Annotated in this window: 15 protein-coding genes; 7 read left to right on the top strand and 8 right to left on the bottom strand. The window is 63.4% G+C overall.

The features are described from left to right. Positions 1–171 precede the first annotated feature (171 nt). Positions 172–999 carry a hypothetical protein gene (locus H6718_07565; GenBank protein MCB9585239.1) on the top strand — a complete coding sequence of 276 codons (828 nt, stop codon included), beginning with the start codon at positions 172–174 and terminating at the stop codon, positions 997–999. Beyond that, positions 999–1,514 carry a GNAT family N-acetyltransferase gene (locus H6718_07560; protein ID MCB9585238.1) on the top strand — a complete coding sequence of 172 codons (516 nt, stop codon included), beginning with the start codon at positions 999–1,001 and terminating at the stop codon, positions 1,512–1,514. Before H6718_07565 ends, H6718_07560 begins: the two co-directional genes overlap by 1 nt. A gap of 55 nt (positions 1,515–1,569) precedes the next feature. On the opposite strand, the gene H6718_07555 is transcribed toward H6718_07560, so the two are convergent. From H6718_07555 to H6718_07530, 6 genes are all read right to left on the bottom strand, one after another. Continuing rightward, positions 1,570–1,890 (bottom strand): four helix bundle protein, encoded by a 321-nt coding sequence (locus H6718_07555; protein MCB9585237.1) that lies wholly within the window; start codon positions 1,888–1,890, stop codon positions 1,570–1,572. A 463-nt stretch (positions 1,891–2,353) separates the two neighbouring features. Beyond that, positions 2,354–3,064 carry a TlpA family protein disulfide reductase gene (locus H6718_07550; GenBank protein MCB9585236.1) on the bottom strand — a complete coding sequence of 237 codons (711 nt, stop codon included), beginning with the start codon at positions 3,062–3,064 and terminating at the stop codon, positions 2,354–2,356. Then, positions 3,061–3,750, bottom strand: a complete 690-nt coding sequence (locus tag H6718_07545) for an OmpA family protein (GenBank protein ID MCB9585235.1) — start codon at positions 3,748–3,750, stop codon at positions 3,061–3,063. The genes H6718_07550 and H6718_07545 overlap by 4 nt, the downstream gene beginning before the upstream one ends. Positions 3,751–3,758: 8 nt before the next feature. After that, positions 3,759–5,009, bottom strand: coding sequence for a hypothetical protein (locus tag H6718_07540; protein MCB9585234.1), 1,251 nt, complete (start codon positions 5,007–5,009; stop codon positions 3,759–3,761). A 104-nt stretch (positions 5,010–5,113) separates the two neighbouring features. Next, the gene (locus H6718_07535; GenBank protein MCB9585233.1) at positions 5,114–5,785 is read right to left on the bottom strand and encodes a hypothetical protein; all 672 of its coding nucleotides are present in this window, start codon (positions 5,783–5,785) and stop codon (positions 5,114–5,116) included. Between the two features lie 172 nt (positions 5,786–5,957). Beyond that, positions 5,958–7,523: an alkaline phosphatase family protein gene (locus tag H6718_07530; protein MCB9585232.1), complete on the bottom strand. Its 1,566-nt coding sequence runs from the start codon at positions 7,521–7,523 to the stop codon at positions 5,958–5,960. 122 nt (positions 7,524–7,645) lie between these two features. Here H6718_07530 and H6718_07525 point away from each other — a divergent pair, with 122 nt between their 5' ends. Further along, the gene (locus H6718_07525; protein MCB9585231.1) at positions 7,646–8,935 is read left to right on the top strand and encodes an ATP-binding protein; all 1,290 of its coding nucleotides are present in this window, start codon (positions 7,646–7,648) and stop codon (positions 8,933–8,935) included. Beyond that, entirely contained in the window at positions 8,932–9,519 is a 588-nt protein-coding gene (locus H6718_07520; GenBank protein MCB9585230.1) for a hypothetical protein, read from the top strand. Before H6718_07525 ends, H6718_07520 begins: the two co-directional genes overlap by 4 nt. On the opposite strand, the gene H6718_07515 is transcribed toward H6718_07520, so the two are convergent. Further along, entirely contained in the window at positions 9,516–10,865 is a 1,350-nt protein-coding gene (locus H6718_07515; GenBank protein ID MCB9585229.1) for a HAMP domain-containing histidine kinase, read from the bottom strand. The two genes, H6718_07520 and H6718_07515, sit on opposite strands and share 4 nt — an antisense overlap. Then, positions 10,862–11,566 carry a response regulator transcription factor gene (locus tag H6718_07510; GenBank protein ID MCB9585228.1) on the bottom strand — a complete coding sequence of 235 codons (705 nt, stop codon included), beginning with the start codon at positions 11,564–11,566 and terminating at the stop codon, positions 10,862–10,864. The genes H6718_07515 and H6718_07510 overlap by 4 nt, the downstream gene beginning before the upstream one ends. Positions 11,567–11,665: 99 nt before the next feature. Here H6718_07510 and H6718_07505 point away from each other — a divergent pair, with 99 nt between their 5' ends. From H6718_07505 to H6718_07495, 3 genes are all read left to right on the top strand, one after another. Further along, positions 11,666–12,805, top strand: coding sequence for an efflux RND transporter periplasmic adaptor subunit (locus H6718_07505; GenBank protein MCB9585227.1), 1,140 nt, complete (start codon positions 11,666–11,668; stop codon positions 12,803–12,805). Then, positions 12,802–15,912, top strand: coding sequence for an efflux RND transporter permease subunit (locus H6718_07500; GenBank protein ID MCB9585226.1), 3,111 nt, complete (start codon positions 12,802–12,804; stop codon positions 15,910–15,912). Before H6718_07505 ends, H6718_07500 begins: the two co-directional genes overlap by 4 nt. Positions 15,913–16,107: 195 nt before the next feature. After that, positions 16,108–17,016: a hypothetical protein gene (locus H6718_07495; protein MCB9585225.1), complete on the top strand. Its 909-nt coding sequence runs from the start codon at positions 16,108–16,110 to the stop codon at positions 17,014–17,016. Positions 17,017–17,027 lie beyond the last annotated feature (11 nt).

Raw genomic sequence — 17,027 nt, 5'->3', positions numbered from 1 at the left:
TCCTGACAACGGAGGCACTGCGAACTGACTTTTTCGTCACGGTTATGCGAACCCAGACTTCGTCGCCCAGCGGGGCAGCGGGGCTGCTCACTCTTCGAACCCCTCCGATCGGTTGATCTCTCCACCTGGAGCGCCTACTGCAAGTGCTCTTAGTCGCTGGAATCCTCTGACATGCGCCTACACAAGCCGTCTTTGCCGCACCAACTGCGAATCATCACCGGGATCCTCAGTTTGTTGGCTTTGGTGTTGTCCACGCGCGCAGCACGCGCGGACCTCGCGCTTGACGATCGTCGGCCGGTCGAGCGGCGAGTCGTGATCTCGAACCTAGCGGACTTCGCGGGCTGGAAGATCGTCGCCTACCCCTACAACTTCAGCGCCGGCGTACCTGAAATCGGGCTGGCGCCATTCGACGTCATCGGCCTCACGCCTCCGCGCTTCACTGACGCCCGGGTCTACGCAATTCCTCCCGGTAACGAAGTCGACATCCCGAGGAATATCGGAAACGAGGAAGGCCTCAAGCGCCTGAAGGCGGCACACGCCCTCGACTCGGGGCTGGCACTCGGAGGCGACTCGAGCGTCGACTATGAGTCGCAGATCCGCTCGGTGCGCGAGGTGTTGCGCATCAAAGAACTCACACCGGACTCGTTTCAGCTGGAACGCATCGCGCTCGAGTACGGCCTCGACGGTGACGTAGAGGAGCGCGTCGACTGTCCAGCACGCGGCGCGTGCCGAGGGCCGGCGCGTGAACCCGGTGTGCGCCTGGCCTTGAGCCATCACGTGGACAGCAACGGGGACAGTCCGACCCTCGCTCCCAGCGCCGCCTCGCAGGAAACTCCAGCAATCCCTTCGGCCCTCGCGAACGCCGCCCCCGTGAAGGACCGAAAGCCGCCGGACCCTCCGCTGAGCCCGCTGATCTGGGTGGCGATTGCCGCGCTGATCCTCGGAGTTGGCCTGTTCATCTTGCGTCCCAAGAAATCCGACTCAGATTCCGCTGCTTGATGAGCGACGCCCCCATCGTGCTGGAGCCAGCGCGCGACAAGCTGGCGTACGACGTCGCGCGCTGCTTGTTCACCGACTATGCCGAGTGGCTGGGAGTCGATCTCAGCTTTCAGGGCTTTCAGGCTGAGCTCGACAGCCTGCCGGGGAAGTACGCGCCCCCTCAGGCGGGTGCCCCTGGTGGTGAGCTGCTAGTGGCTTGGCGACAGGGCGCGCCGTCAGCTGTTCCCGCACGGCAACCCATGGGCTGCGTCGCGGTGCGCCCCTTCGCTGACGAAGCTTGCGAAATGAAGCGCCTTTGGGTGGTCCCCGACGCCCGCGGTACAGGCCTCGGCGTGCGCCTGGGAACCGCAATCCTCGAAGTAGCTCGGGAGCTCGGCTACCGCCGCATGTTACTCGACACCTTGCGCAGCATGCACGCCGCAAACGGGCTGTATCAGCGCCTCGGTTTCCGTGAGGTACCGTCGTACTATCACAACCCACACCCGGACGTGGTCTACTACGCCCGGGAGCTGTGATTCGCTACCGGGCGCAACGTTCGTTGGCGTGAGCCGACGACCCACGCCAAGCTTGCTACTTGATGGCGAGCCGGTGAAGGGTGCCGATGATGCGGTTGAAACGCTTGCGCAACGACTCATCTACGGGGCCAACTTGACCGAGCGCCGCAGCAACCTCGAGACATGCCAGCGTCTCCCGGGCGGAACCCATGGCGCTGTGAAAGCGCGCCGCCTGATTGCGCCCGCGGCTGTACGAAGCCTCCGCGACGTTCAGTGCGATGGACGACTGCGCACGTTTGAGTTGGCGGCCCAAGTCCGGATCCTCCCGATAGATGCGGTTCGATAGCGGCTGAATGAGGGTGATGGTTTCGAGAATGAACGGATAGATTTCGAGCATCGAGTGACTCCTTTCGATCACCCTCAGAGAGTTCGGGTTCGGGTTCGGGTTCGGGTTCGAGCCAGAGTCAGAGTTAGAGTTAGAGTATAAAACCGCACGGAAACTGCCGGCCAGGCGAAGCCGACGCCGGCCAGCCTTACGAGCCTGCCGGCCAGGCGAAGCCGTCGCCGGCCAGCCTTGAAGAAAGCCTGCCGGCCAGGCGAAGCCGACGCCGGCCAGCCTTACGAGCCTGCCGGCCAGGCGAAGCCGATGCCGGCTAGCCTAACGGAACTGCCGGGCGAGGCGAAGCCAACGCCCGGCCAGTCGGCAAGAGACGGCGGAACGTAACCCCACGGAAACACGCCGTCCCGAACCCGAACCCGAACCCGAACCCGAACCCGAACCCGAACCCGAACCCGAACCCGAACCCGAACCCGAACCCGAACCCGAACCCGAACCCGAACCCGAACCCGAACCCGCTCCCCTACTCAATCAACTTCCGCAAATCAGGCAAATCCCGATCCTCAACCGCTCCCTGGATCACGCACCGCACCTCGCCCTTCGGGTCGAGCAGCACATGAAACGGCAAGTTGGGATCCGGGTCGAGCTTCGCAGCGGTGAGCCAGCTCTCTCGCGGCTTGCCCTCTTTCAGCCAGTAGCTGCCTTGTAGGCCCTCGCTGCTTTGACCCTTGAGGAAGGCGTCCAGCTGGCGCTGATCGTCGTCCAGGGTAATGAACGAGACGGCGAACTTCTTGCCTTCGCCGGTGAGCGTCTTTTGCCAGCCCAAGAGCCGCGGGATCTCTTCCTTGCAGGGCTCGCACCACGCCGCCCAGAAGTTGAGCCACACCCATTTCCCTGCGGGAACGAGATCGCCGCTCGCCTTGCCTACGTGGTCGAGCTTGGTGTCGGGCAACGCGTAGCCCGGGCTGAGCTTGCCGCCGCACAACGCCTTATGGGGTTTGGGGGTGAGGTTCTCCGTCTTTGCGCTGCTCGGCGCTTGCTTCGGCTCCGAGTTTGCTTCGGCGGATGTCTTCGCGAGTACCGCCTGATTGCGATCCCGGGTCACGCTCGTCTGGGGCTTTTCCTCGTCGCACCCGGTGAGGAGCAGCGCACCTAACCCCCAAAAAAAGCAGACGGAGCTGAGCAAACGCTGGGGGCGACGTGAGGCGCGCTCGCCCGTGAGCAGGAGGTTCATAGACGGCAGTCTACCCAGGAAACGAAGGCGGAGCGATTGATGGCGTCTTCGTCGCACTTCTTGTCGGGGCGTGAGTTGTTCCAGGCGCAGTAGCTCTTGGAGAACTGCGCGAACTCGTTGCCGAGCCACAAGAGGCCGACCTTCTTGTCGACCTCGGGATCGTCCTTCGCGGTCTGCTTGATGTGAAACATGACCGAGTTGGCGCGCCGATGAGAGAGCGCGCGGTTCGCGGATTGAGTACCCGTCTTCGAAGCGCGCGCGACCACGAAGAAGTAGCGGGCGCCCTTGCGCTCGAACCACTTCTCGTCGAGGAGCTTCTGCGCTGCGGGGTCGAGTTCGTCTTTGCCGGTGTCGAACATCAACACCGCGCCGCGCTCCTTGAGGGGCGTGAAGAGCTCGTTGAAGTCTTCATCGCTGATCGACGCAAATGTCTTCACGTCGGCCGGCTTGCAACCGCGGCGATCTTCACCCGCTGACAAGCCACAAGAATGCAGCACGCGCTCGAGCACCTCTTTGAAGCGCGGCGTGCAGTAGCCAACCTCTGCCTGGTTCGCGACTGCAACCTTCGGCTTCTCTGCCTCGGGCGCGACCAGGCGTTCCTTCGCGGAGCTCACCGATGAGCTCACGACGCCAAGGCCGGTGATTGCAACGATCAGCGTGACGGCAGCGCCGACTCCGGGTCCAATCCACTTGTTCATTTGAAGAGCTCCGGTGCGAGCTGGCCGAGCGTGTAGCGCAAGCCAATGTCCGTGTCCTCGTCGCATACCCGCTGCCCGCTCAAATAGAGCTGCGGGGTGGAGACGGGGATCGAGTTCGCGGCGGCGAACTGCAGGTGACGATTCAAGGTGTCTTTCGTCGCCTTGCTGTCGATGCAGTTCATCATCGGCGGGCCCCAGCGCCCCTGGATTGCAGCGCGCAGCGGATCCTTGCCGGCCTTGCCAGCCGCGGTCAGCTGGTCCTGGTTCTCGTAGGCCCAGTCGAGCACCGCGCGGGGCTGCTCGCCGCAGATCACCGCTTTGCTCACGGTACACGCGCCGGGGTGGAGCGCGGTGTCGAGCATCCAGTTGCACTCGGTATCCAGGGGGAAGAGCGCGAGGTCGCCGTTCAGCTTGTCGAAAATGTCTTCGTGCACCAGGCGCTCGTGAAAGGCGCGGCAGGTGGGACACAGCGGATCTTCGAAGATGGTCGCTTGCCGCACGGATTTAGGTGTCACCAGCTTGACCAGCTTGTCCTTCTCCGCGCCCGCCACCTTCAGCTTGCCGCACTGGTTCAAGTACGGTCGGTGATCCGGAACCTGACCGGCGTACACCAGGGAGGGCAGCAGCGTGAGCAACCCCAACGCCGCGAGCCAACCGAGCGGCAACAGGTAGTTGAGCGCCGGGGAAGGCTTGCCCTTGGGTGAGCCGTCCATCTCCAAAGTCGGCGCCACGTTGCCAACCGGCTTCTTCGCAGCGACTGCAGGTGGCACGGCGGCTCCCCACCAAGCGCCAATCGCCAGCAAGGTAGAGCCGATGTAGATCCCAGCGCACGTCTTACACACCGACCCGAGCTGAGTCAGGCTGATGGTGAGCATGCCAAGAGAAACCAACAGCGGCGTGCTGCCGACGATGGCAAAGAACACCCGGGAGCGCTTGGGTGCGCTGCTGCCGGCGACGACCAGATACACGGCGAAGCCGAGAAAGAAGCTGAACGCGCCCAGGGCGAACAGGGAAATCGGAATGCCGCCCCAGTAGGCGTCCTTGAAGAACGCGGAGTAGGGCGAATACATTGCCGCACGGCAAGCTTCGGCTTCGGACGTCGGTGCAGCCCCGGGGATGAAGCTGCAGTGCACGTCGTGCAGGCGCCGATCCAGGTGGGCTGAGTAGTCGAGCGTCGAGTAAAAGCCAAAGATCAGCCCGAGCAGCGCCCCAAGCAGGGACACTCCGTAGGGGAGACGTGCTTTCATGGGCGGAACCTTGCTCACAACCAAAGCAAACGCGCAAGCGGAGCACTCGACTCCGCATCGCGCGTTCAGGTCAGGCGTGGGGCGTAGTCACCCCACTTCCAGAATCAAATCAGGCTTTCACGCTCGTGTTGATCGCGATGGGGACGGGGCGGGTCCACTCGAACCGCGGGTGACGGTTGAGCTGGCACGGTATCAGCCAAGCCAAGCGCCTGAGTGGAGCCGACCTGAATCACGCCATCCACGATCTTGGTACGGATCTGGCTTGTGGAGTGGGTCGGGTCGGGCTGTGGCATTTGCGCGCTGGCGCCTAGCTCTTGCATCAGGTCCGCCCACGTCTGTCCGTGGTCGACGCCCAGGATGCGCGCCACCTGGTCGATGGCTTGCGTTTCCTCGCGGCTCAAAGCCCAGGGCGCGGCAGCGGCGCGAGGATCACTCACGCCAGCCCGAGCCACCGCTTCTGCGTGGCTCATCAACGCCTGTAGCAAGTCGTAGTCGATCTGCGGCTCGTCCACGGCGCTCGCCAGGTCCCGCAGCTCCGCCAGCGCGTGGCTCACGTAGCCTGCCGAGGGCCGTTCGCGTAGCCAGCGCCTCACGACGCTCACCGCACGCTCGTTGAGTTCGAGATCCTTCATCATCTGCTCGAGGCCCGCAGCAGCGCCGGCGCTCAGCGTGCCCCCCGCCCACGCGACGTACACGGCGGGCAGCATCAGCAGCGCGCGGTAGGTGGTCGAATCGAGTCCAAGGGTCTCTAGTTTGTCCTCGTGTAGGTCGGTCATGTGGGATCTCCTGCGCGCCTCGGGTCGGTGCGGCGCCATCCCGAATGGAGCACAGCACGTGCCACCTGATGCGTGAGCGCAAACTACTGAAATCTCAGCTTAATCGCCGCACGCAGGAGACCCATGGCTCGCGGCTTTTCGCCCCACACGTGTCGCGCGTGATGTCGAAGCCTCAGCCAAGCGCGCCGCTCGAGAACACCTCGATGGCCTTGCCGTCGCGTCCTGGTGCAAGCAGCTGGATGCGCACGTCATAGCCACCCTCCCGTGGATCCACGCGGATCAAACCCGCATTCAGCTCCGGCACTGGGTTTTGCTTCGCCGCGCCAATGCCCTGCAAGAGGTCGAAGCGCGAGGCGTAACGGCTATCGTCAGACGCCACGCTGAGCCCCCGCTTCATCAAGGGCAAGAGGCTCGCTGCCCAGGTCTTCACTGGGCTCTCCAGGTTGCTCACCGCGCTGGACACGAGCTGGTACATGCGGAGACTCTCCTCTTGTTTCCGCTCGGTATCGGTAACCTGAATCAGACCGGCGACGCCCACATGCACGTCACCGGCGGCGATGATCAAGCGCTGCTTCGGCGCCGCGAGCTGGTGCTCACACAAGAGCTCGAAGAGCTCATCCCGCGCTCCGTGAGCCTTCAAGTAGGACCAGCGATCCGCGGCGTCACTCTGCTCACCCAGCATCAGCGCTGCGGCCCCGACCATCCAATCGGGGATGTGCACCAAGGGCACGCTCAAGCCCAACACGACCACCGACGTTTCACGATTGCGCTCGAGGAAGGCGCGCAGCTCATGAAACTGCCGCGAGTCGAACATTTGAATGCGGTCGCCGTCGTTGCGCTTGTGAGAGCGCAAGTCCATCACGAAGCCGGCGACCGGGCCATAGTCCCACTCGAAGTGATAGCCGCGCTGAGTCCGCACCTGTGGGATATCTAGTCGACTGGCTTGATAGTCCACATATGCGTCCAGCGCGCCGCTCTTGATCGCCGCAAAGCGCGCGCTCCGGTGCTCCGTCGCGGAGCCGAAGTTGTCGCGAATTTCATGGTCATCCAGGATCGGATAACAGGGGAATTTCTCCTGTAGACGCTTGAAACCCGGCGCACTGAAGAACAGCCGGTGGCGATCCTGAAACAGCCGCCGCACTTCCTCGCGGGTGCAATCGAACAGCGAGTTCATGCCCCTGGGCATCACCTCGCGGAAATAGCCATCATCGAAGAGCGAGCGGGTCGTCGGGCAATCGGCGTACACCTGATCACCCATCAAGAGCACGCGCTTCACCCGGTGCTCTTCGAAGGCTTCAGGCAGCTTGTCCAAGAAGTGTGTCGCGGTCTCCGTGAGCTTGCCTCGGGGATCGAACGGCTGGTGGCAGGAGATCACTGCGATGCTGAAAGGGTCCGCGTACTCATGCACCTCGGGCGCTGTCTCGAACTCCAGCGTCAGTTCTTCGCCATCGTCCAGCTCCAAACGCAGCTGGTAGCAGGTGCTCGGAGTCAGCGGGTCCGCCCCATCAAAATCCGTAGGGTAATGCAGTGAGTACGTATGGTCCGTGGAGTCGCTGCGCGGCAGGCTGAGCTCGAATCGCACCTCGAAGCCCTCCGCCCGCAGCCGCACCTTCAGCGGACGCACATTGGCTGAACGCAGCCAAATTCTCGCGCTACGACTGCCGACGCTACCCATAGCGGCCAAGTGCCGTTCGAGCTCGAGATCGAACCCATGCACCCGCTCCGGCGATTCACTCATCCCAAGCATCCTGGCCCGGGTTTGGGGGTGAGGACAACTTGGTCAGCAACTGGGGCAGACTTCCTCCCGACAGATCCCCTACAATGGAAGAGCCCGACGATCGACGTCCCCCACAAGAAGTCATGCTCGAACGCCTCAGACTCAAAGAGATCGGCCCAGTCGCTGACACCACTTTCGAGTTTCATCCGCGGATGAACGTGATCACTGGCGACAATGGGCTCGGCAAGTCGATTGCGTTGGACGCTGCGTGGTACGCCCTCACCAGGACGTGGCCTGCGGCTTGGCCGGGACGAGGCTTGATACCCACTGAGGATGGCGCGCTACTTGAATGGGTGGACTCCACTTCGCTTCCACCCAACGCCCGGCAAACGTTCAGCTATCAGTTTGGTGAAGGACTTTGGAAAAATGACACACAGGTGTCCGGAGGTCCGTCGAACACTTTGGTCGTGTACGCAAGGGTCGACGGCGGCTTCTCGGTCTCCGACCCATTGCGCACCGGGGAGGAGTTCCGAAGACCTTTCCGCGTTCCTGCTTTAGGACGGTCGAGTTGTTTTCACTTTCGGCCAAGCGAAGTGTGGGAGGGCCTGAAGCTTGACCGCGAGCCTGGCGGAGCCCTCGTGTCTCAGGGACTGGTTCACGACTGGCTGCACTGGGCTTTTGAGCCGGATGGGACCACGTTCGAACAACTCTCAGCGATCGTCTCATCGCTTTCCCCCGCGGAACCACTCCGCGCGTTGAAGAAGGGACAGCGAGTCTACGTCGACGACGCGCGCGACTTCCCCGTCCTGGCCACGGCCGGGGGGGAAGTGCCGATCATTCACGCCTCCGCCGCCGTCCGCAGAATCTTGGGCCTCGCTTACGTCCTCGTATGGACATGGCGGGAGCATTCAACTGCCGCCAGATTGCGAAAAGTGCAGCCACTCGATCAGCTCGTGCTTCTGGTCGACGAGGTCGAGAACCACCTGCACCCCCGCTGGCAACGACTGATCCTCCCCGCGCTATTGGAAGCACAAAGACAGCTGAGCGAGTCGCTGGCGGTTCAGACCATCGTCACCACGCACTCGCCGCTCGTGCTCGCTTCCCTTGAGCCGACCTTCGAGGAGGAGCACGACCAACTCCTCCACCTCACGGTCAATGAAGATAACCGTGCGGAAGTAGTTCCGCTGCCCTGGGTACGTCAGGGTGACGTGGTGAACTGGCTGGTCTCCGAGAGCTTTGGGCTTCAGCAGGGGCGCTCCGTCGAGGCGGAGAAAGCTATCGAGGCCGCGGAAGCTTTCATGCGTGGGGAAGCGACTGCGCTGCCACCCAACCTCAACACGAGGGGCGCAATCCACGCGGAGCTGTTGCGTCTGCTGCCGGACCACGACCATTTCTGGCCCCGCTGGATCGTCGCCAACCGAGACACACCATGATGCGCTTCGAGCGAGTGGCACAACCCGCTGACTTCGAAGTTCGGGCGCAAACTCCTGGAAATACGTGGCTGGCCGAGCACCCTACCAACGGGCGTCCTCCCTCTAGATACTGGAAGCCCTTCCTCAACGACCTTCGAAGAGGATTCAGAGAGCTGTGCGCCTACTCCGCCATGCTCACGCCTGTGGGGAGTGTCGATCACTTCGTGAGCATCGACGAAGACAGGGGTCGCGCGTTCGACTGGACGAACTACCGCTTTGCCTCTGAGCTCATGAACTCTAAGAAGCGGCACGCGCGCTCAACGTCCCTCCTCGATCCCTACGGAGTCGAGGAGGGCTGGTTCGAGATCTTGCTCCCGTCTCTTCAGCTGGTTGCCACCGACCGCATCCCACCTGCCAAACGAGCGCAGGCAGAGTTCATGCTGAAGCAATTGGGATTGCGACATGACGAGCGTTTCATTCGTCAACGGAGGAGCTGGTACGAAAAGTACCAGGACGGCTTGATCTCGCTCGAGGCGCTCCAAGCGTTTGCTCCCCTCATCGCCGCCGCCGTACGGAAACAAGGCGACATCGGCGACCCTCGCTAGCTCGCAGCCGGCAAGGTGACGCGGAAGCACGTGCCCTGAGGCGCGGCGTCACGGATCTCCACGTTGCCCGAGTGAGCTTCCAAGATCCGCTTCACCAATGCGAGTCCCAGGCCCACACCACCTGTCGCTCGGTCCCGGCTGCGGTCTGCCCGAAAAAACGGCTCGAAGACGCGAGCGCGATCGCTCTCTGCGATCCCATGACCTTGGTCCTGGACCTCGACGACGAGCCCTTGCTCATCCCGCGCGGCAGACAGCTTCACCGCCTCCTCTGGGTTCGAGAACTTGGCGGCGTTGTCGAGCAGGTTGTCGAGCACCCGTCGGAGCAACGTCGGATCGGCTTGGATCAACGGTAGGGGCTCGCTGAAGTCACGGACCAAAGCGCGATCCGGATAGCGACGCTCGAAGCGGTCACACGCCGCCTCGAGCACGGAGATCGCCTCGAGCTGCTCGACGTGCAGGGGTGTTTGAGAGTCTCCAACCTCGCCGCGAGCGAGGTCGAGGCGCGCCGTTGTCATCACGTCATCGAGCAACTGCTCGAGCTCGTGCAAATCGTCTTCGATGTCGGCCAGGTAGGTCGAGGCGCGGTTGACGTCGCCGTCTCGCACCAGGTCTAGTGCCATGCGGATACGCGCCAGCGGTGTGCGCATCTCGTGACTGACGTTGGCGAGCAGCTCCTTCTCCGAGCGCCTGAGCTGGACGATGCGCTCTGCCATCTCGTCGAAGGCCCGGGTGAGGTCGCCGATTTCATCTGGCTGCTGGCTCTTCAGCCGCACCTTCAAGTCGCCCGCGCCGAACGCGCGCGTCGCCCGGGTGAGCTGCTCCAGGCGCGCCGTGATCGAGCGCGCCAGCGGAATGGACAAAAGCCCCAGCACGCCAAGCGCGGCGAGGAGCTGCGCGATGCCGGTTCCAAGGGGTAGTTCAGCCTGCGGGTAGGCGATGTATGCGTAACGCTTCACCTCACCCCCGGAATCGCGGCTTGCCACGAGGCCGATTCCGTCAGCGAAGACTGTTTCTTGAGTGGCCAAGCACGCGAGCTCGCGCGCCCCAAGCGCCTTGGGACGTATCTCCGCGTTGGAAGCGATCAGCGTGCCGTCGGCGGTGAACAGGGTCATTTCCACGCGGGATTTTTTGAGATCCGCGAGCTCTTCCTCGATGGGCTCGCCCCGCGCCTCTTGATTCAAGAGGTGCCACGCGATCCAGGCGGTGGCAGGTCGCGCGGGCTTCTCCACGGCAGGCTTGAGCACGTAGGTCCCCACGACGAAGCTCGCGCCACCAGCCAGAAGCAACATCAAGAAACCGAAGAAGTACACCCGCCACAACAGGCGTGCGCGAAACGCCGGCTTCATTGCTCGTGCCCCGGCGTGAGCACGTAACCAGAGCCGCGCACGGTCTTGAGGAAGGCGGGCTGCCGTGGGTCGTCACCGAGCTTCTGGCGCAAACGCGAGATGCGCACGTCGATCGAACGGTCGAACACGTCCTCGGCGTTGCCCTTGGCGAGCTCGAGCAGGCGCTCACGCCCAAGCACGTGGCCAGCGTTCTCTGCCAGGGCACGCAAGAGCGCGAACTCGTAGGAAGTAAGCGGCAGCAGCTCACCATCCAGCGTCGCGGTGAGGCTCGCGACGTTGATGGCCAAGCGCCCCACCTTGAGTTCTTGAGGCGGTGGTCCAGCCTTGCCCCTGGCTCGCCGGACTACCGCGTGGATACGCGCCAGCAGCTCGCGCGCCGCAAACGGCTTCGTCATGTAGTCGTCGGCGCCAAGCTCCAGCCCCAGGACGCGGTCAGCCACCTCGACTCGCGCTGTCACCGCGATGATTGGTACGTGGGACTCCTGACGGATCGCCCGACACACTTCGAAACCATCGCGCCCGGGCAGCATCAAATCGAGGACGACCACGTCAACCTCACCGCGCAATGCCTCGGAAACCGCGCTGATACCGTCGCCAACCAGCGTGACTTCGATCTCCCGCTGCTCGAGGTAGTCCCGGGTGAGGCGAGCCAACTTGGTGTCGTCTTCAACGAGCAACACACGCAGCCTGCCGAGGTCCATGAGCACCAGCTTACATGAGGCGTGTGGCGAGACTGCGCCAGACACATTCCGACACATTCCGGTAAGACTGGCGACAGCAGCCGGGCTTAGGCAGAAGAGGTGATAACCAGAGGTCTACGTGGCGTGATTGCCACGCTCGCGCTGCTGTCGGTGATCGCGTGCTCACGCAGTGAGGCTGCCAAGGCAGGAGCGAAGCCAGCTCCCGTGCGTGTGGGAAAGGTCGAACACCGCGACCTACCGCTCAGCGTGCAGACGTTTGGCAGCGTGGAGGCCAACCGCAGCGTATCCGTGTTGCCGCAGGTAACCGGCCTGGTCACCGAGGTGCATTTCAAAGAGGGCGAAGCGGTCAAGCAAGGGCAGCTGCTCTTCACGATCGACGCGCGAGAGTATCAAGCGTCTCGGGCGCAAGCTTCGGCGGCGCTCGCCAAGAACCAAGCGGCAGCGACCCAGGCCAAGCAAGAAGCCGAACGCACCGAGCGCCTGGTCAAGTCTGGCATCGCGAGCGAGCAAGATCTTGTGGCGGCTCGCGCGCTGGCAGACGCCACCGCAGCCGAAGTGCGCCTGGCCCGAGCCCAGCTGACGAGCGCCGGACTCAGGCTAGGCTTTACCCGACTCGTGGCGCCGATCAGCGGTCGCACAGGTACGCTGTTGGTTCACCGCGGAAATCTCGTGGTTCAAGGGACGACGTCGCCGCTCGTCGTGATCCGCAATACCCAGCCGGTGTTCGTGCGCTTTTCCGTGTCGGAGCGCTTCCTGAGTGCGATCCGTGAACAGTTCGCCAAGGGCGAGCTACGCGCCATCGTGAATCCTCGCGGCAACTCCAAGCAGAGCTACGAAGGCCCCGTCACCTTCATCGAGAACAGCGTGGACGTCAGCACCGCCACGATCGCCCTCAAGGCCCGCTTCGACAACGACGCGGAGCAGCTCTGGCCCGGCGCCTCGGTGGATGTGAAGCTCGTGCTGCGAGTGGACAAGCAGGCGCTCGTCGCGCCAGAAGGCGCCGTGCAAGAGGGGCAAGACGGCCCCTACGCATTCGTCATCGATCAGGAGAACAAGGCGCGTCTTCGACAAGTGGAGGTCGTGCGACGCACCGAAGACTGGGTGCTCGTCGGGGCCGGCTTGAATGCTGGAGAGCAAGTCGTAACGGACGGCCAGGTACGCTTGCGCGACGGCGCTCCAGTCAGCGTACTCGACGCGGCGCCCGCCCAACCGGCGCCGAGTAAGGGGGGTGAAGGATGAACCTCTCCGCTCCGTTCATTCGCCGCCCGGTGGCCACCACGTTGGTCATGCTGGCGCTCACTGTGTTCGGTGTGCTCGCGTACTTGAACCTGCCAGTCGCCGCACTGCCGAACGTCGACTTCCCAACCATCGAGGTGCGAGCGAGCCTGCCCGGCGCGAGCGCGGAGACCATGGCCTCTTCGGTGGCCACGCCCCTGGAGCGTGAGTTTTCAGGCATCGACGGCATCACCTCGATGAGCTCGGAGAACTCGGAAGGAGCGACCAACGTCACCTTGCAGTTCGATCAACGGCGAAATCTCGACGCCGCAGCCCAGGACGTTCAGGCGGCGATCAGTCGCGCCATCCCGCGCCTGCCGAGAGACATGACCTCGGCACCCAGCTACAAGAAGGTGAACCCAGCGGACGAAGCCGTGTTGCTGCTCTCCATGAGCTCCGCGACGCAGCCGCTGTACAAGGTCAATGAGTACGCCGAGGGTCGCCTGGCGCAGTCGATCTCCCAGGTGCGAGGTGTCGCCCAGGTACAGGTGTACGGCTCCCAGAAGTATGCCGTGCGGATACAAGCTGATCCAGGGCGGCTATCCACGCTAGGCGTAGGGCTGGACGAGGTCGCCGACGCGGTACGAGGCTCCAACGTGAACCTGCCGAACGGCAGCGTACAGGGACCACGCAAGGCGTTTTCTATCCAGACCAACGGCCAGCTCGAACACGCCGAGGAGTACCAAGACGTGATCGTCGCCCACCGCGATGGCGCGGCTGTGCGCGTGCGAGACATCGGAAGGGCCTTCGACAGCGTCGAAAACGACAAGACTGCGGCGTGGCGTGGGGATCCACAGGATCTCCAGCAAGCTGTGGTGCTGGCAGTCCAGAAGCAACCCGGCGCGAACACCGTGGAGGTCGCTCAGGGGGTGCGTGACCTGTTGCCCAAGTTCCGCCAGGAAATACCAGCATCGATGGAGCTCGAGCTGTTGTTCGACCGCTCCTTGAGCGTTCGGGACGCGGTGCACGACGTGCAATTCACGTTGATCCTGACGCTGGTGCTCGTCGTCCTCGTCATCTTCTTGTTCCTGCGTCGGGCGGTGGCCACGCTGATCCCGAGCCTCTCCATGCCGTTGGCGGTGCTCGCCACCTTCGCGCTGATTCAGCCCCTGGGCTTTTCCTTGAACAACCTGTCGTTGATGGCGCTCACCCTGAGCGTCGGCTTCGTGGTCGACGACGCGATCGTGGTGCTCGAGAACATCGTGCGTCACATCGAAGAAGGGCAAGCACCCTTCGAAGCGGCGATCGATGCTTCCAAGCAGATCGGCTTCACCATCCTCTCGATGACGATCTCCCTCGCGGCGGTGTTCATCCCGTTCTTGTTCATGGGCGGCATCCTTGGGAGCTTGTTCCGTGAGTTCGCGATCACCATCGCGATCGCGATCTTGGTGTCGGGCTTCGTGTCGCTGACGCTGACGCCCATGATGGCCGCGCGCATGCTGCGCCCAGCGAAGGACGAGAAGCAGCCCGGTCGACTCTATCTCTTGACGGAGCGCGCCTTCGACCGCATCGCGAACGCGTACACGAGGAGCCTCGCCCGAGTGATCCGTCATCGTCGCCTGACGATGCTCTTCTCCGGAGTGATCCTCGCGGCAACGGTTTGGCTCTTTCAGCACATGCCGAAGGGCTTCTTGCCTACCGAAGACACGGATCAGGTGAACATCACCGCAGAAGCGGTGGAGGGGATCTCGTTCGAGGGGGTGAGGGATCGCACCATCCAGATGGCGGAGGTCGTCCGCAAGCACCCAGATGTCGAGGCGTTCATGGCCATCGCCGGCGCCCGTGGAGGTCGCGGCGGCTCGAACCAGGGCCGCATGTTCATCCGCCTCAAGAAGCGCTCGGAGCGCAAGCAGAGCTCCGAGCAGATCGCACAGGATCTGAGCCGTCAGCTGGCGAACCTACCTGGGATGCGCGCCTTCATCTCGGTGCCACCGCCAATCCGCCTGGGCGGCCGCCGCACGAAGAGCGAGTACCAGCTCACCCTCCAAGGCTCGTCCCCCACTGAGCTGTTCAAGTACACGCCCCTACTCACGGCGGAGCTCGCAAAGTCCGACATCCTGCGGGACGTCACCAGTGACGTGCAGCTGGAGAGCCCCCAGGTCGACGTCAAGGTGGATCGCGACCGTGCCGCGGCCCTCGGTGTGCCGGTGGAGCGCATCGAAGACGCGCTCTACAGCGGCTACGGCTCGAGGCAGATCAGCACCATCTTCTCCAAGAGCGATAGCTACCAGGTGATCCTCGAGCTGGACCCGCGCACCCAGCGCGAACCAAACGCGCTGTCCAAGCTGCGGGTTCGCTCCGACTCCGGCAAGCTGGTGCCGCTCTTGTCGCTGGCGGAGCTCGATCAGTCGGTGGGGCCGCTCTCGGTGAATCACTCGGGTCAGCTCCCCGCGGCAACGATCTCCTTCGACGTGCGAGAAGGTCACTCGCTGAGCGAAGCGGTGAGCCTGGCGGAGAGCAAAGCCAACGAGACGTTGCCTTCAAGCATCACCGCCACCTTCCAGGGCTCTGCCGAGGCGTTTCAGTCGTCGCTCTCCGGATTGGGCTTCTTGCTGTTGGTCGCGGTGTTCGTGATCTACGTCGTGCTCGGCATCCTCTACGAGAGCGCACTGCATCCGATCACGATCCTCTCCGCCTTGCCCTTCGCCGGCTTCGGAGCGCTCGTCACGCTGCTGGTGTTTGGTCACGACTTGAATGTGTACGCGTTCGTCGGCGTGATCTTGCTCGTCGGCCTCGTGAAGAAGAACGGCATCATGATGGTCGACTACGCCGTGGAGCGCCGCGCGGATGCGAACGTGAATGCGGAGGACGCAATTCAAGAGGCCTGCGCCGTGCGTTTTCGCCCCATCATGATGACCACCATGGCTGCGCTCTTCGGCACGCTGCCCATCGCGCTTGGGATCGGCGCCGGCGCGGAGTCCCGTCAGCCCCTGGGCCTTGCGGTGGTGGGCGGGCTCTTCTTCTCACAGCTGCTCACGCTGTACGTTACCCCGGTGTTCTATCTCTACATGGAAAGGCTGCGAGAATGGGCAGCGCGCTCGCGCGAGCCTGATCCAGTCCCCGCAGAGTGAGGGCTGCGGTGCGTCCCGCTCACATCAGGGCGCTGCAGATCAAGCGCAGCGCAGCGTCAGTGGCGACAGACCTGGCAGCCTCACCCCAACCTACACTCGAATACAGAAAGTCGTGACTCGGGTGTTTTGCATACGAGAACCGCGCGGCAGCTTTCGGGTCAAGGGCCAACCTGAGCTGTTACACTCGTCGTCTACATGCGTCCCTCGCGAATCTCGCGTCTGCTTGGTTACACGTCGCTGCTCGTCGTCAGCTCGGTGATGTCACCCGCCTGGGCTGAAGCTCCCAAGCAGGCTGCGGCCACCAAAGCGGAGTGCGGAGAGGCGTACGAAAAGGCCCAAGAGCATCGCGCGAAAGAGCAGCTCGCTGCAGCGCAGAGGCAGCTGCGGATCTGCGAGCAAACAGAGTGCCCAGACTTCATCCAGAAGGACTGCAGGAACTGGTCCGCCGAGGTGAGCAAGTCGATTCCGTCGTTCGTGATCGTGGTGACAGCGTCCGATGGCTCGGACATCGCAGACTTCCAAGCGGAGCTCGACGGAGAGCCCTTGAGCGGCGTGGACGGGGTGATCGATGTCGACCCAGGGGCCCATCGGCTCATCGTGCGCGCACCAGGCTTCCCCGACGTGAAGAAGCGCGTCGACCTCAAGAAGGGGGACCAGCGCAAGCTGGTGAAGGTAGTCTTCACGCCTGCCCAGGCCGCAGAGACCTCAGAGGTGCCCACTGGCGCGCCAGCTGAAGAGCCGCGCGCCGATAGCTCCCGCGACCTCACTTGGCCGCTTATTTCCCTGGGGATAGGTGCGGTGGGTGTCGGCCTCGGTGGCTTCTTTCTACTTCGTTCGGCCACCAAGCGTGACGAGGCGGATGCTTTATATGCAGAGTGCAAGCGCGACAACGGCTGCCTCAAGGCAGACCCGCGGAGCGCTGAGGTGTCGCAATACGACGACGACGCGCGCAGCGCACAGACCGTTGGCGTGATTGCACTGGCAATTGGTGGCGTCGCCATCGCAACCGGCGTGACCCTGTACATCCTTGAAGGGGACAGCGGGGAGCCCGCGGTGCAAGCTTACGTGACCCCCCTGGGTGGCGGGCTAGCGGGTCGCTTCTAGATCTCTGGTTT

Source organism: Polyangiaceae bacterium (assembly GCA_020633205.1).
Classification (GTDB): domain Bacteria; phylum Myxococcota_A; class Polyangia; order Polyangiales; family Polyangiaceae; genus JAHBVY01.
This window is presented reverse-complemented; position numbering and strand designations above follow the sequence as displayed.